The sequence below is a fragment of the Streptomyces sp. NPDC002698 genome, from assembly GCF_042888945.1.
Lineage (GTDB): Bacteria > Actinomycetota > Actinomycetes > Streptomycetales > Streptomycetaceae > Streptomyces.
Window position 1 is genome coordinate 327,394 of record NZ_JBIAQM010000001.1, and the last position, 13,228, is coordinate 340,621.

A 13,228-nucleotide genomic window follows, 5' to 3' on the forward strand; every position below is an offset into this window, starting at 1 on the left:
GCCGGATGCCCGTCGGCACCCGGGAACGACGGCCGGTCCCGGGGCCCGGAGGAGTGCGGGGCCGGCCGCGGGCCGTTCCGGTCAGCGGGCGGCGCGCTTCTCCGCGAAGCGCAGGAGGTTGCCCGCCGGGTCGCGGAAGGCGCAGTCCCGCAGGCCGTACGGCTGGTCCTCGGGCTCCTGGACGACGTCGGCGCCCGAGGCGCGGACCCGCTCGAAGAGCTCGTCGCAGTCGGTCGTCGAGAAGATCACTCCGCGCAGCATCCCCTTGGCCAGCAGCTCGGCCATGGCCTGCTTGTCCGCGGGAGAGGCGTCCGGGTCCGCCCCCGGGGGTTCCAGGACGATCTCCACATCCGGCTGGAGCGGCGAGCCGACGGTGACCCAGCGCATTCCCTCGAACCCGACGTCACCGCGGACCTCCAGGCCCAGCACGTCACGGTAGAAGGCGAGCGCCTTGTCGTGGTCGTCGACGGAGATGAAGCACTGGGACAGTTTCAGATCCATGCGTCCAACCTAGTGCCGCGGCAGGCAACGTTCGCCCGTCGCGGCACCCGGCACGCTCCCCCAAGCTCTCCGAGCAGGGGGCACCCCCACTCGCCGCACCGGCCGAAAGCCCAAGTACGTCCAGTACGAGGACTTCCGGCCGGCACGCCGAGAGCACGCTCCCCCAAGCGCTCGGCTTCGCTCGAGCAGGGGAGACCCCCATGGCGCCGCTCCTTGAAGGGCAAACGTTGCCTGCCGCGGCACTAGAGCCTGCCGTTCGCGTCACGCGGGCGGACGAGGAGAGGACGGCGGGCCCTAGAGAAGCGTCCCCGGTTCCGCCTCCGGGTTGCGGTGGCGGGCCGGGCGGGTGAGCCGGCGGGCCACGCAGGAGGGGATGGGGGCGCCGTGGTCGTGCGGGCGGGCCCGGTACGCGCTCGGGGTCTCGCCCACCAGCTCCGTGAACCGCGAGCTGAACGAGCCGAGGGAGGTGCAGCCCACCGCGAAGCACACCTCGGTCACCGTCAGGTCGCCGCGCCGCAGCAGAGCCTTCGCGCGCTCGATCCGCCGGGTCATCAGATACGTGTACGGCGTCTCGCCGAACGCCTCCCGGAAACTGCGCTGGAAGTGTCCGGGTGACATCAGCGCGGTGCGCGCGAGCGTGGCCATGTCCCACGGCTCGGCGTACTCGCGGTTCATCCGGTCGCGCGCCTGCCGCAGCCGGACCAGGTCTTCGAGCGGTCGGGGATTCGCCACCTCCCCAGAATGGCACACGGACCGCCGCCCCCCGGGGGATCACTGGCCCGGGGGACGGCGGTGGTCGTGCGTACGCGGGGGTGCCCGTGCCGTCAGGCGGCGAGGACCTTGGCCTTGGCCTTCTCGAACTCGTCGGCCGTGATGTGGCCGTGGTTCTTGAGGTCCGCGAGCTTCGCCAGTTCGTCGGCCTTGCCGGTGGTACCGGCCGTCTCGCGGATGTAGGAGTTCATGTCCTCCTGGCTCTTCTGGATGCGCCGCATCTCACGCTCACCCATGCCGCGGCCCCGCGCGATCAGGTACACGAAGATGCCCAGGAAGGGCAGGATGACGACGAAGACGCACCAGCCCGCCTTGCCCCAGCCGTTCAGGTCGTCGTCGCGGAAGATGTCCCCGATGACGCGGAAGAGCAGCATGAACCAGAGGATCCAGAGGAAGAACCACATCGTGGTCCAGAAGACCTGCAGCAGGGGGTAGTCCGCTGCCAGATTGACCGTCGAGCCGTTCATGGTCGAACTCCTGTCGGTTGCGCGACATCTCCGCGAGCGTGACGTCTTGCTTCGGCTCCAGAGTGCGGTCACTCCCCGCCCCGGCGGATCACCCTCCGCGGGTGAGCTCGCGGATCCGCCTCCGCGGGTTCCTCGGCGACCGGCACCGGCACCGGTATCGGCACCCGCCACGGCGACGGCACCGGCGGCCGCGCCCGGCGGATCCGCCCCAGCCGGGTCACCCCGGAGGCCCCGGCGGGCCGCTCACCCGTCGCGCTCCTCCGCGAGGGCGTCCCGGAGGCGGGGGAACCGGGCGTCGAGCTCCTCGTCCACCCAGGTCAGCCGCCTGGTGAGGGGCGCCCCGCCGCGGCCCGCCCCGCGCAGGTCCTCCAGGAGGGTCCGGAGGCGGATCAGGACCATCGGGGAGTTCCGGGCGGCCGGGATCACCTCGTCGACGGCGGTCCGCAGGAAGTCCTCCCAGCCCGGCAGCGGGACGACCACGCGAAGGCTGCCCGCGCGGTCGGCGATCTCGCGGGGCCGGGCCCGCGCCGGGACCGGCCGGCGCAGCAGATCGTCCACGGCGTCCAGGGCCTGGACCGCCGTGGCGGGGTCGTTGACCGCCGGGGACAGCGCCCTGAGCGCGATGTCGGCGAGCAGCCGGAAGGCGAGTCCGGGGTCCTGGTCGAAGACGCGTTCGGCACCGGTCTCCAGGCCGCGCAGCACGGCGGAGGCGGCCAGTTCGCCGCCGTACACCTCGGCTACGGTCGCGCCCTGCTGCACGGTGGCGCCGGGGGCCACCCGGAGCACGACGACCGCGTCCGCCGCCCGTGCCGCCCCCGCCAGCAGGTCCTCGTCCACGCGTTGCAGCACCGCGCCGCCCTTGGGCCAGCGGACCGTCGAACACGGCCCGCCCGGACCGGCCGGGTCCCCCAGGTCTCCCCGGGTGCCCGGATACAGGACGTCGAGGTTGTGCCGGCCCCGTTCCGTGATGGAGCCGAGCACCGGGGCCAGCTGGATCGCGGCGACGGCCCGCAGCAGGAGGGCGCGCAGCAGCGTCAGCAGCAGGAGGAGCAGGACGCCCGTGCTGATCGGCACGACCACCGAGACCTCGTCCCGGTTGGCGATGGTCAGGGCAGCGGTGGCACAGAAGACGGTCAGTCCGACGGCGAAGGCGAACGTCCGCCACACGATCGGCGCGTCCCGGAAAAGGGTGAGCCGCGGGGTGAAGGTGGTGGCCGCCCACTGCACCACCAGGAACAGCACGGAGAAGATGACGGTGGCCGTGCCGAGCACTCCGAAGCCCGTCGCGAGCAGCATCTCGGCCACCTGGCGGGACGGCAGCACGGGTCCTCGGGCGAACTCCGGGACGAGGAGACCGAGGCCCAGTCCGATGCCGATGAACAGCAGTTGGAGGAGGCCCGCGCGCCACCACCGCCGACGGCGGAACGCGGCGTGGCCGGTGCGGACGGAGGTGCCCCGGCCGGCTGCCGCGAGAGGGTTCATCGGACATCCTCCGAGGCGGTCCCGGGGGCCGCCGGAACGCGGACCCGCCTCCCCAGGTTCGCCGTCCGCGCGGTCACCCGCATCACCCGTCGAAGGTGAGCCCCCGCGCGGCGAGGGCCCGCTCACCCTTTTTTCGGCCTTTTCCGTCGCCCGGAGGGCGTAGCGCCGGGGTACGGGTGGAAAGTGGAGTGGCGAGGGCGTGAGCGGGAGAGTTCCGAGGTGGGCGGATGTCGCCCGCACCGGGGGATGTCATGTCGGTGCGGGCGGCCGACGATGGCAGGGCTTCGCAGCGGACCCCGCGCCCCGGCCCCGAGGGAAGTGCTCGTATGCGCTACGAATTCCGCATCGCCGGCATTGTTTCGGACACGCTCGCCTCGGCCTTCTCCGAACTCGACAGGGTCCGTACGAAGGAGCAGACCCTGTTCTTCGGCACCGTGATCGACGACGCCCATCTCTACGGACTGCTCACCCGGTTCCAGGCCCTGGGCCTCCGGGTGATCGAGATGCGCCAGCTTCCCGTGTGACCGGGGGACGTCCACCGTCCCGGGAAAGCAGTACGCGCCCGGACCGTCGGGCCGCCAGGAACGGCGGCCCGACGGTCCGGGCGCGTACGGACGGGCGACGCGATCCGCGCGAACGCGGCCCGGACGCCCGGACGAAGGTCAGGCCTTCTTGGTCTCCCAGAAGATCTTGTCGATCTGGGCGATGTAGTCCAGCGCCTTCTGGCCCGTCGCCGGGTCGGTGGACGCCTTCGCGGCCGAGAGGGCCTTGAGGGCGTCGTTGACCAGCTGGTGCAGCTCCGGGTACTTCTCGAAGTGCGGGGGCTTGAAGTAGTCGCTCCAGAGCACCGACACGTGGTGCTTGGCGAGCTCGGCGCGCTGCTCCTTGATAACCGTGGCGCGAGCCTGGAAGTGCGGGTCGTCGTTGCCGGCCATCTTGTCCTGAACGGCCTTGACCGACTCCGCCTCGATGCGGGCCTGGGCCGGGTCGTACACGCCGCAGGGCAGGTCGCAGTGCGCGCTGACCTTGACCTTGGGGGCAAACAGGCGGGAGAGCATTGAGCTGTCCTTCCTCGTGATCGTCTTCTCAGGTGGGACATTACTCCGTGGGAGACGCTATTTCGCGGGTGCCCCCATGGGCTTAGGGCAAAAGTCCGGGGTGAAACTGGGACTGGTGGAGGATAGGACCGGGGAGGTGCCGGTGATGCCGGAGCTGTCGCAGGAGACCGGGCGGGGGAAGGCCCTGCTGCCGTTCGGGGCGGCGGAGGTGACGGGCCCTTCGATGGTGCCCACGCTCCAGCACGGGGATCGGCTCGTCGTTCAGTGGGGGGCGAGGGTGAGGCCGGGCGACGTCGTCGTCCTGCGGCATCCGTTCCAGCAGGACCTGCTCGTCGTGAAGCGGATCGCGGAACGGCGTGAGGGCGGCTGGTGGGTGCTCGGGGACAACGCGTTCGCGGGCGGGGACAGCACCGACTACGGAACCGTTCCCGAGGAACTCGTCCTCGGGAAGGTGCGGTTCCGTTTCCGGCCGCCGAAAGCGGGTCAGCGTTCGCCGTTCGCCGTCGTCCGCTGGGTGCTGGTGGCCGCCAGGCCCGTGCTTCCCGTCCGGTCCGCCTCCAGGCGCTTGCGGGCGCGGTAGGCCGCGACGTTGGCGCGGGTCGCGCAGCGGTCCGAGCAGTAGCGCCGGGAGCGGTTGGTGGAGGTGTCCAGGTAGGCGTTGCGGCACGGGGCGGCCTCGCACAGGCCGAGACGGTCCACGCCGTACTCGGTCAGATGGAAGGCGAGGCCCATCGCCGCGATCGCCGCGTAGCCCGCGGTCGCGTTCGACGGGTGGTCCGCCAGATGCATGTGCCACAGCGGGCGGTCGTCGTCGTCGCGGTGGTCGTGCCCCGAGATCTGCGGGCTCACCGGGAATTCCAGGAGCAGGGAGTTCAGCAGGTCCACGGCGAGGGTCTCCTCGCCTCCGGCCGCCGCCTCGAAGACCGCGCGCAGCCGTCCCCGTACCGAGCGGAAGCGGGTGACGTCGGCCTCCGCGGCACGGCGGGCCGCCGAGGCGTTGCCCCCGAACAGGTCACGGACGGCCTCGACGGAGGTCAGCGAGTCCTTGCCCCGGGCCGGTTCCTCGGTGTTGACGAGGCGGACGGCGTAGTCCGAGTAATAGGCCAGTTCCACTTGTAGTCCTTACGGGGGCGCTCTATCGTCGTGACGGTGGTCAGGTAACAGCTGATCGCCCTTACAGGGTATTACGTCGTCGACTGGAGGAGGGGCTTTCATGGCCATCGGCACCGGAACCGACTGGCATGCCTGGCAGCAGAGCTGGGACCGGCAGCAGGAGTGGTACATGCCGGACCGCGAGGACCGCTTCCGGGTGATGCTCGACATGACCGAGGCGCTCGTCGGACCCGAGCCCCGCGTCCTCGACCTCGCCTGCGGGACCGGCACCATCACCGCCCGGCTGCTCGCCCGCCTCCCCGGAGCCACCAGCACCGGCGTCGACCTCGACCCCGCCCTCCTCGCCATCGCCGAGGGCACCTTCGCCGGCGACGACCGGGTCTCCCTCGTCACCGCCGACCTCAAGGACCCCCGCTGGCGCGAGCGGCTGCCGTACGACACGTACGACGCCGTCCTGACCGCCACGGCCCTGCACTGGCTGCACAGCGAACCCCTCACCGTCCTCTACGGCCAGATCGCCGAACTCGTCCGTGACGGCGGTGTGTTCATGAACGCCGACCACATGACCGACGAGACGACACCCCGGATCAACGCCGCCGACCGCGCCCAGCAGCACGCCCGCAGGGAGCGGGCCAGGAGGGACGGCGCCCTCGACTGGGCCGACTGGTGGGAGGTGGCCGCCCAGGACCCGGTCCTCGCCGGCCCCACCGCCCGCCGCTTCGAGATCTACGGCGAGCACGCCGACGGGGACACCCCCTCCGCCGACTGGCACGCGCGTGTGCTGCGCGAACAGGGCTTCGGCGAGGCCCGCCCGGTGTGGCGCTCCCCCTCGGACGCGCTGGTGCTCGCGGTCAAGTAGGCCACCCGCGGACCAGGTGCGGTGACCGACCCCGCCGCTGACCCGGGCCCGGCCGGCGAAGCCGATCCAGAACCCGGCGCTGCCGAAGCAGTGGGAAAGGCACGGGAACGGGGGGACGGGAACGGGGCGTGAGGAACGGGGGCATGAGGAAGGGGCGGTACGGGAGACCCGTACCGCCCCTTGTTCCTGCGCTCCGCAGTGTCGGCGTCCTGGTCAGAGGACCTTCGACAGGAACGACTTCGTGCGCTCGTGCTGCGGGTCCGTCAGGACGTCGCGCGGGTTGCCGGACTCGACCACCACACCGCCGTCCATGAAGACCAGGCTGTCGCCGACCTCACGGGCGAAGCCCATTTCGTGCGTGACGACGACCATCGTCATACCGGACTCGGCGAGGTCGCGCATGACGTCGAGGACGTCACCGACCAGCTCCGGGTCCAGGGCCGAGGTCGGCTCGTCGAAGAGCATCAGCTTCGGGTCCATCGCCAGCGCGCGGGCGATGGCCACGCGCTGCTGCTGGCCGCCGGACAGCTGCGAGGGGTAGTTCTTCGCCTTGTCGGAAAGACCGACGCGCTCGAGCAGCTCCATCGCGCGATTCTGGGCGTCCGACTTCTTGGAGCCCTTCACCTGGATCGGTGCTTCCATGACATTCTCGGCAGCCGTCATGTGCGGGAACAGGTTGAAGCGCTGGAAGACCATGCCGATGTTCCGGCGCTTCAGAGCGACTTCGCTGTCCTTGAGCTCGTAGAGCTTGTCACCCTTCTGGCGGTAGCCGACCAGGTCGCCGTCGACGTACAGCCGGCCGGCGTTGATCTTCTCCAGGTGGTTGATGCACCGCAGGAAGGTCGACTTGCCGGAGCCGGAAGGGCCGATCAGGCAGAACACCTCACCGGTGTTCACCTCCAGGTCGATGCCCTTGAGGACCTCCACCGGACCGAAGGACTTGTGGACGCCCTCCGACTTCACCATCGCGGTCATGCCTTGCCCCTCTCACTGCCGAGCCCAAGCATGTTCGCCTTGATCTTCTGGAAGACGGTCGGCGGCAGGCTGCGGCTGGAACCACGTGCGTAGTAGCGCTCCAGGTAGTACTGGAAGACGCTGAACACGCTGGTCATGGCCAGGTACCAGATGGAGGCGACGAACAGCATCTCCATCACGGCGTACGACGTGGAGCCGATCGCCGAGGTGGAGCGCAGCAGCTCGTTGTACGTGACCGCGTACACCAGCGACGAGGTCTTCAGCATGTTGATGAACTCGTTGCCGGTCGGCGGCACGATGACACGCATCGCCTGCGGGATCACGATCCGGCGCAGCGTCTTGGTGTGGCTCATGCCGAGCGCGTGCGCGGCCTCCGTCTGACCCTCGTCGACGGCCAGCAGGCCGGCGCGGCAGATCTCGGCCATGTACGCGGCCTCGTTCAGACCGAGACCCAGCAGGGCGCACATGAACGGAGTCATGACGTCCGTCATCTCGTTCTTGTAGATCGGACCGAGATTCAGAACGGGGAAGATCAGCGCCAGGTTGAACCACAGCAGCAGCTGGACGTACACCGGCGTGCCGCGGAAGAACCAGATGTACAGCCAGGCGACCGAGCTGGTCACCGGGTTCTTCGAGAGCCGCATCACCGCGAGGACGACGCCCAGCACCACGCCCACGATCATGGCGAGCACGCTGATCAGCAGCGTGCGGCCGGCGCCCTGGACGACACTGGACACGAAGAGCTGGTCGCCCACCGTGGACCACATGATGTTGCCCTGGGAGAAGGCGTAGATCAGCGCCACCAGGAGCGCGACGACGATGACGCCGCTGACCCACCGGCCCCAGTGCCGGACGGGGATCGCCTTGATGGCTTCCGGGGACGGCCCGGACGCCCCGCTCTTGGACACCGTGTCGCCCGGGGGCGGGGTGTCCGAGGGGGACTTGTCGAGATTGTCAGTCACGTGACTGCCCTTCAGTGGTGCGCTCGGCTTACTTGCCGCCGTTGATCGCGGACTGCTCGATCGCGCCGGACTGGGCGCCCCACTTCTCCAGCACCTTCTGGTACGAGCCGTCCTTGATGATCGCGTCGACGGCTTCCTTCAGCGCGTCACGGAGCTGGGTGTTCTTCTTGCTGAGGACGATGCCGAACGGGCCGGCGTCGTACTGCTTGTTGATGACCTCGAAGGCCTTGCCGCCGTCGGCCTTGTTGGCCAGGTCGACCGCCACCGGGTAGTCGTTGATGCCGGCCACCGCGCCGCCCGACTTCACGCGGGTCTGGGCCTCGGTGTCGTTGTCGAACGACTCGATGTTGATGGCCTTCTCGCCGCCGTCCGTGCACTTCTTGGACTGGTCCTTGAGGGCCGTCTCGTACGTCGTGCCCCGCTGCACCGCGACGGTCCTGCCGCAGAGGTCCTCGAGGCCCTTGATGCCCTCGGGGTTGCCCTTCTTCACGTAGATGGCCGTACCGGCCGTGAAGTAGTCGACGAAGTCGACGCCCTCGCCGAGCTTCTTGCCCTTGTCGTCCAGGCCTTCCTGGCGCTGCTTGTTGTCCGTGATGGACGACATCGCGATGTCGTAGCGGCCGGAGTTGACGGCCGTGATCAGACCGTCGAAGGAGCCCGAGGTGAAGGTGAACTTCACGCCGAGCTGCTTGCCCAACGCGTCGGCCAGGTCGGGGTCGACGCCGACGATCTTGCCGCCGTCGATCGACTCCATGGGGGCGTACTCGGCGTTCGTGCCGACCTTGATCTCGCCCGCGTCCTGGATCTTCTTGGGCAGCTTGGAGAACAGCGGAGCGCTGTTGGACTTGGCGGACTCCGTGGAGCTGCCGCCGCCGTCGTTCGTCTGGTCACCGCAGCCGGTGAGGATCAGGGCGCCGGCGACCGCGATCGCACCGACCGCTGCTATCCGGGACCGGGCGGTGGTACGACGGGTGGTGCGTGCGGTCATGAGGGTTCCTCCGGCGGATCAGGGAGTAGCCGATAGGTCGACGGAAACACACACCTTCGAGTGTCGCGACCTCGTGTAATGACGGCATCTTGCCATTCGGACGGCGAGATTCACGGTGCCCGCCATGTCAAAATCGGATAACGGGTGACCCCCGAACCATTACCGGGCGGTCAGGTCCGGCCGGATCATGTGCGGGAATCATCCCTTCCGGCCGGAAAATCTTCGGCGCCGCGCAGGAAGCGGAAGACCGCTAGGCGGCACTCACGTCCGAACGAGGACATGTCCGGAAGTGTCAATGGATCCAGGCATGAATCATCTCACCGCCATGTGATCTTGGCTCTATGGACTCGTCCTCGACACCGTCCGTCCGGTAAGAAGGTTCTTTACACCCCTCATCCGGGGCTCAGGGCGCGTGTGCGGCGCGCCCGTCGCGCAGCGGCCCGTACGCAACCACGGCGGCAGGGCCTGCGCGGTGCCCGCCCACCCCTCAACCAGGAGTGGTCACCCTCAAACAATGAAGACTTAAGGGGTAAAACAAAGTGGCAGCGGAGATCGTCAATCCTCGCAGCGACAGCAGTACGGATCACGAAGGCGGGGCCGAGCCCCTCGATGCCTTCGACCCGGCTTTCGCGCTGCACCGCGGCGGCAAGATGGCTGTGCAAGCCACGGTGCCCGTCCGCAACAAGGACGACCTGTCCCTGGCTTACACGCCCGGCGTCGCGAAGGTGTGCAGCGCGATCGCCGAGCAGCCGGAACTCGTCCACGACTACACGTGGAAGTCGTCCGTGGTCGCTGTGGTGACCGACGGCACGGCAGTGCTCGGGCTCGGTGACATCGGCCCGGAGGCCTCGCTCCCCGTCATGGAGGGCAAGGCCATCCTGTTCAAGCAGTTCGGCGGAGTGGACGCGGTGCCGATCGCGCTCGCCTGCACCGGCGTCGACGAGATCGTCGAGACGGTGGTCCGGCTCGCTCCCTCGTTCGGCGGCGTCAATCTGGAGGACATCTCGGCACCGCGGTGCTTCGAGATCGAGCGCAGGCTCCAGGAACGACTGGACATCCCCGTCTTCCACGACGACCAGCACGGGACCGCGGTCGTCACCCTCGCGGCCCTGCGGAACGCCGCCCGGCTGACCGGGCGCTCGCTCGGCGACCTGCGCGCGGTGATCTCCGGCGCGGGCGCGGCCGGTATCGCCATCGCCAAGTTCCTGCTGGAGGCGGGTCTCGGCGATGTCGCGGTCGCCGACCGCAAGGGCGTCGTGTCCCGTGACCGGGACGACCTGACGGACGTCAAGCGCGAGCTCGCGGAGATCACCAACAAGGCGGGGATCTCCGGTTCGCTGGAGGAGGCGCTCGCGGGCGCCGACGTCTTCATCGGTGTCTCCGGCGGTACGGTGCCGGAGCCGGCGGTCGCCTCCATGGCGAAGGGGGCCTTCGTCTTCGCGATGGCCAACCCCAACCCCGAGGTGCACCCCGACATCGCCCACAAGTACGCGGCCGTCGTCGCGACCGGGCGGTCGGACTTCCCGAACCAGATCAACAACGTGCTGGCCTTCCCGGGAATCTTCGCCGGTGCGCTCCAGGTCCGGGCCTCCCGGATCACCGAGGGCATGAAGATCGCCGCCGCCGACGCGCTGGCCGCGGTGGTCGGGGACGACCTCGCCGCGGACTACGTCATCCCCTCGCCGTTCGACGAGCGGGTGGCTCCGGCGGTGACGGCCGCGGTGGCCGCCGCCGCCCGGGTCGAGGGCGTCGCCCGCCGCTGACGCTCCGCGTCCTGCTGGGCCCCGCCGGGAAGTCTCCCGGCGGGGCCCGCCGCTTTTCCGCCCCCTCCGCCCCTGCCCGTCCCGTCCCGTACCCGGGGGCTGCCGCCCCCAGCCCCCGCTTCGGCCTGACGGCCTCGTCCTCAAGCGCCGGACGGGCTGAAACTTTCCGGCGCCGGACAGGAAAACCCAGCCCCTCCGGCGATCGAGGAGCGGGGGTCCGGGGGCAGCGCCCCCGCTACGGGGCGGCCTGTGCCGGGGGCCACCCGGTCGGTGGGGGCCGTGTCACAGGCGGAGGCGGTTCCCCCGGCCGGTGGCGGAGCCTATCGTCAAGGTCATGTTCGCTGCCTATGCCGCCCGAATCGACCGTGACCAGCCGCTGAACGGCCTGGAGTTGGGGGAGCGCCCGGCCCCCGGACAGAGGCCGGGCTGGACGACCGTGAACGTACGGGCCGCCTCCCTCAACCACCACGACCTGTGGTCGCTGCGCGGAGTCGGCCTCGCCGAGGACAAACTGCCGATGATCCTCGGCTGCGACGCCGCCGGAATCGACGAGGACGGCAACGAGGTCGTCCTGCACTCCGTCATCGGCCAGAGCGGGCACGGGGTCGGCCCCGACGAGCCCCGGTCCATCCTCACCGAGCGCTACCAGGGCACCTTCGCCGAGCAGGTCTCCGTGCCGACGTGGAACGTGCTGCCGAAGCCCAAGGAGCTGTCCTTCGCGGAGGCCGCCTGTCTGCCGACGGCCTGGCTGACGGCGTACCGCATGCTGTTCACCAACGCCGGGGTCCGGCCCGGCGACTCCGTGCTCGTCCAGGGTGCCGGCGGGGGCGTGGCCACCGCCGCGATCGTGCTCGGCAAGGCCGCCGGGCTGCGGGTCTTCGCCACCAGCCGTGACGAGGCCAAGCGGAAGCGGGCGCTCGAACTCGGAGCCGTCGAGGCGCTGGAGTCCGGGGCGCGGCTGCCGCAGCGGGTCGACGCGGTCATCGAGACGGTCGGCGCCGCCACCTGGTCGCACTCGGTCAAGTCACTGCGTCCCGGCGGAACCGTCGTCATCTCGGGCGCCACCAGCGGTGACCGGCCCTCGCACGCCGAGCTGACGCGGATCTTCTTCCTCGAACTCAAGGTGGTCGGCTCCACCATGGGAACGAAGGACGAGCTGGAGGACCTGCTGGCCTTCTGCGCGGCCACCGGTGTGCGGCCCGTCGTCGACGAGGTGCTGCCGCTCGACCGGGCCCGTGAAGGGTTCGAGCGGCTGGAGTCCGGCGATCTGTTCGGCAAGATCGTGCTGACGACGAGCTGACGAAGGGTCGTTCCAGAGCGTCGTTCCAGAGGGGTGTCGCCAGAGGGTTGTCGCGGCGGGTCCGGGTTTCCGGGCCCGCCGTTTCGCGTGTCCGGTGAGTGCGGGTGCGGGTGCACCCCGGTGGTGTCAATTTTGGTTGACAAGAGCGAGGCGTCAACGTAAGTTGACACCATGACCGAAGCAACGGATCTTGCCGAGCGCGCGGGTGATCGCGATCCGCGGATCGGGCTGCGGGCGGTCTCCGCGCTGCGGAGGCTGCTGGAGCAGCTGGAGGCGGTACAGGTGCGCAGTGCGCGCCATCAGGGCTGGTCGTGGCAGGAGATCGCCGCGGAACTCGGCGTGAGCCGGCAGGCAGTGCACAAGAAGTACGGGAGGCAGTGATGTTCGAACGCTTCACGAAGGACGCGCGTGCCGTCGTCGAGGGCGCGGTGTCGCACTCCGGGCGGGTGGGCGCCGAGACGGTCGAGGAGGAGCACATGCTGCTGGCCCTCCTGGACCGGGAGGGCAGCCGGGGTTCCTTCGCGCTGACCTCGCTCGGGGAGTCCGGGTTCCGGGAGTCCCTGGAGCGGGACCTCGCCGTCGCGCGGCGCAGGGGCGGACTCTCGCGCGCCGACGCGGACGCCCTCTCGGGGCTCGGCATCGATCTGTCCGAGATCGTCTCCCGGATCGAGGAGGCCCACGGAGAAGGCGCCCTGGAGTCGGGCGGGCGGGGCGGGAGCGGCAGGCGGGCCCGCCGTCGGCCCTTCGGGCAGGGGGCGAAGGACGTGCTGGTACGAGCCCTGCGGATCGCTGCCGCGCGACGGGACCGGCACATCGGGGACGAGCACCTGCTGCTGGCGATCACCCTGAGGGGCGGAGTCGCCGCCGAGGTGCTGGCCGATCACGGCGTCACCCACGAGTCGGTGACACGAGTGCTGTACGGCGCCACCGGGGCGGCCGACGAGGGCGGTGTGGCGGAAGCGGGGTGAGCCGGGGAGCGGGCCGGCGTG

16 protein-coding genes are annotated in these 13,228 nt (G+C 70.1%); 7 read left to right on the forward strand and 9 right to left on the reverse strand.

Annotated elements, in window-relative coordinates; genetic code table 11:
• Positions 1 to 81: 81 nt before the first annotated feature.
• From ACFYW9_RS01455 to ACFYW9_RS01470, 4 genes are all read right to left on the reverse strand, one after another.
• Positions 82 to 501 carry a VOC family protein gene (locus ACFYW9_RS01455; protein WP_329301610.1) on the reverse strand — a complete coding sequence of 140 codons (420 nt, stop codon included), beginning with the start codon at positions 499 to 501 and terminating at the stop codon, positions 82 to 84.
• A gap of 294 nt (positions 502 to 795) precedes the next feature.
• On the reverse strand, positions 796 to 1,176 hold the full coding sequence (locus ACFYW9_RS01460; RefSeq protein ID WP_389143574.1) for a helix-turn-helix transcriptional regulator: 381 nt from the start codon (positions 1,174 to 1,176) through the stop codon (positions 796 to 798).
• Positions 1,177 to 1,325: 149 nt separating this feature from the next.
• A complete protein-coding gene (locus ACFYW9_RS01465) occupies positions 1,326 to 1,739 on the reverse strand; it encodes an SHOCT domain-containing protein (protein ID WP_351859272.1) in 414 nt (137 codons plus the stop codon).
• A 243-nt stretch (positions 1,740 to 1,982) separates the two neighbouring features.
• Entirely contained in the window at positions 1,983 to 3,221 is a 1,239-nt protein-coding gene (locus tag ACFYW9_RS01470; RefSeq protein WP_389143134.1) for a DUF2254 family protein, read from the reverse strand.
• A gap of 326 nt (positions 3,222 to 3,547) precedes the next feature.
• Here ACFYW9_RS01470 and ACFYW9_RS01475 point away from each other — a divergent pair, with 326 nt between their 5' ends.
• Positions 3,548 to 3,745, forward strand: coding sequence for a hypothetical protein (locus ACFYW9_RS01475; RefSeq protein ID WP_326785570.1), 198 nt, complete (start codon positions 3,548 to 3,550; stop codon positions 3,743 to 3,745).
• 138 nt (positions 3,746 to 3,883) lie between these two features.
• Here ACFYW9_RS01475 and sodN read toward each other — a convergent pair whose 3' ends face one another.
• Entirely contained in the window at positions 3,884 to 4,279 is a 396-nt protein-coding gene (gene sodN, locus ACFYW9_RS01480) for a superoxide dismutase, Ni (RefSeq protein WP_261707948.1), read from the reverse strand.
• 145 nt (positions 4,280 to 4,424) lie between these two features.
• Between sodN and sodX the strand changes: the two genes are divergently transcribed.
• The gene (gene sodX, locus ACFYW9_RS01485) at positions 4,425 to 4,859 is read left to right on the forward strand and encodes a nickel-type superoxide dismutase maturation protease (protein ID WP_351859629.1); all 435 of its coding nucleotides are present in this window, start codon (positions 4,425 to 4,427) and stop codon (positions 4,857 to 4,859) included.
• Here the strand turns inward: sodX and ACFYW9_RS01490 are convergent.
• Positions 4,763 to 5,392 (reverse strand): CGNR zinc finger domain-containing protein, encoded by a 630-nt coding sequence (locus tag ACFYW9_RS01490; RefSeq protein ID WP_389143139.1) that lies wholly within the window; start codon positions 5,390 to 5,392, stop codon positions 4,763 to 4,765. The genes sodX and ACFYW9_RS01490 overlap by 97 nt on opposite strands.
• A 100-nt stretch (positions 5,393 to 5,492) precedes the next feature.
• Between ACFYW9_RS01490 and ACFYW9_RS01495 the strand changes: the two genes are divergently transcribed.
• Positions 5,493 to 6,251 carry a class I SAM-dependent methyltransferase gene (locus tag ACFYW9_RS01495; RefSeq protein WP_389143142.1) on the forward strand — a complete coding sequence of 253 codons (759 nt, stop codon included), beginning with the start codon at positions 5,493 to 5,495 and terminating at the stop codon, positions 6,249 to 6,251.
• A 213-nt stretch (positions 6,252 to 6,464) separates the two neighbouring features.
• Here ACFYW9_RS01495 and ACFYW9_RS01500 read toward each other — a convergent pair whose 3' ends face one another.
• From ACFYW9_RS01500 to ACFYW9_RS01510, 3 genes are read right to left on the reverse strand one after another with little or no spacing between them, the layout of a single operon-like run.
• Positions 6,465 to 7,226: an amino acid ABC transporter ATP-binding protein gene (locus tag ACFYW9_RS01500; protein ID WP_389143145.1), complete on the reverse strand. Its 762-nt coding sequence runs from the start codon at positions 7,224 to 7,226 to the stop codon at positions 6,465 to 6,467.
• Positions 7,223 to 8,188 (reverse strand): amino acid ABC transporter permease, encoded by a 966-nt coding sequence (locus ACFYW9_RS01505; protein WP_389143148.1) that lies wholly within the window; start codon positions 8,186 to 8,188, stop codon positions 7,223 to 7,225. Before ACFYW9_RS01505 ends, ACFYW9_RS01500 begins: the two co-directional genes overlap by 4 nt.
• Before the next feature lie 28 nt (positions 8,189 to 8,216).
• Positions 8,217 to 9,176 carry an ABC transporter substrate-binding protein gene (locus ACFYW9_RS01510; RefSeq protein WP_389143151.1) on the reverse strand — a complete coding sequence of 320 codons (960 nt, stop codon included), beginning with the start codon at positions 9,174 to 9,176 and terminating at the stop codon, positions 8,217 to 8,219.
• A gap of 539 nt (positions 9,177 to 9,715) precedes the next feature.
• On the opposite strand from ACFYW9_RS01510, the gene ACFYW9_RS01515 reads away from it, so the two are divergent.
• The 4 genes from ACFYW9_RS01515 to ACFYW9_RS01530 all read left to right on the forward strand — a co-directional run bounded on the left by ACFYW9_RS01515 (position 9,716) and on the right by ACFYW9_RS01530 (position 13,207).
• A complete protein-coding gene (locus ACFYW9_RS01515) occupies positions 9,716 to 10,939 on the forward strand; it encodes an NADP-dependent malic enzyme (RefSeq protein ID WP_389143154.1) in 1,224 nt (407 codons plus the stop codon).
• A gap of 334 nt (positions 10,940 to 11,273) precedes the next feature.
• Positions 11,274 to 12,239, forward strand: coding sequence for a zinc-binding dehydrogenase (locus tag ACFYW9_RS01520; RefSeq protein WP_389143157.1), 966 nt, complete (start codon positions 11,274 to 11,276; stop codon positions 12,237 to 12,239).
• Positions 12,240 to 12,410: 171 nt separating this feature from the next.
• The gene (locus tag ACFYW9_RS01525) at positions 12,411 to 12,620 is read left to right on the forward strand and encodes a helix-turn-helix domain-containing protein (RefSeq protein WP_148010429.1); all 210 of its coding nucleotides are present in this window, start codon (positions 12,411 to 12,413) and stop codon (positions 12,618 to 12,620) included.
• Positions 12,620 to 13,207, forward strand: coding sequence for a Clp protease N-terminal domain-containing protein (locus ACFYW9_RS01530; RefSeq protein ID WP_351859287.1), 588 nt, complete (start codon positions 12,620 to 12,622; stop codon positions 13,205 to 13,207). The genes ACFYW9_RS01525 and ACFYW9_RS01530 overlap by 1 nt, the downstream gene beginning before the upstream one ends.
• Positions 13,208 to 13,228: the final 21 nt, after the last annotated feature.

Bases quoted from the DNA above. Each gene is read 5' to 3' on its own strand.
- ACFYW9_RS01475 (WP_326785570.1), top strand. From the start codon at position 3,548: ATGCGCTACGAATTCCGCATCGCCGGCATTGTTTCGGACACGCTCGCC.
- ACFYW9_RS01465 (WP_351859272.1), bottom strand. From the start codon at position 1,739: ATGAACGGCTCGACGGTCAATCTGGCAGCGGACTACCCCCTGCTGCAG.
- ACFYW9_RS01510 (WP_389143151.1), bottom strand. From the start codon at position 9,176: ATGACCGCACGCACCACCCGTCGTACCACCGCCCGGTCCCGGATAGCA.
- ACFYW9_RS01460 (WP_389143574.1), bottom strand. From the start codon at position 1,176: ATGAACCGCGAGTACGCCGAGCCGTGGGACATGGCCACGCTCGCGCGC.
- ACFYW9_RS01530 (WP_351859287.1), top strand. From the start codon at position 12,620: ATGTTCGAACGCTTCACGAAGGACGCGCGTGCCGTCGTCGAGGGCGCG.
- ACFYW9_RS01495 (WP_389143142.1), top strand. From the start codon at position 5,493: ATGGCCATCGGCACCGGAACCGACTGGCATGCCTGGCAGCAGAGCTGG.
- ACFYW9_RS01455 (WP_329301610.1), bottom strand. From the start codon at position 501: ATGGATCTGAAACTGTCCCAGTGCTTCATCTCCGTCGACGACCACGAC.
- ACFYW9_RS01470 (WP_389143134.1), bottom strand. From the start codon at position 3,221: ATGAACCCTCTCGCGGCAGCCGGCCGGGGCACCTCCGTCCGCACCGGC.
- sodN (WP_261707948.1), bottom strand. From the start codon at position 4,279: ATGCTCTCCCGCCTGTTTGCCCCCAAGGTCAAGGTCAGCGCGCACTGC.
- sodX (WP_351859629.1), top strand. From the start codon at position 4,425: ATGCCGGAGCTGTCGCAGGAGACCGGGCGGGGGAAGGCCCTGCTGCCG.
- ACFYW9_RS01500 (WP_389143145.1), bottom strand. From the start codon at position 7,226: ATGACCGCGATGGTGAAGTCGGAGGGCGTCCACAAGTCCTTCGGTCCG.
- ACFYW9_RS01525 (WP_148010429.1), top strand. From the start codon at position 12,411: ATGACCGAAGCAACGGATCTTGCCGAGCGCGCGGGTGATCGCGATCCG.
- ACFYW9_RS01520 (WP_389143157.1), top strand. From the start codon at position 11,274: ATGTTCGCTGCCTATGCCGCCCGAATCGACCGTGACCAGCCGCTGAAC.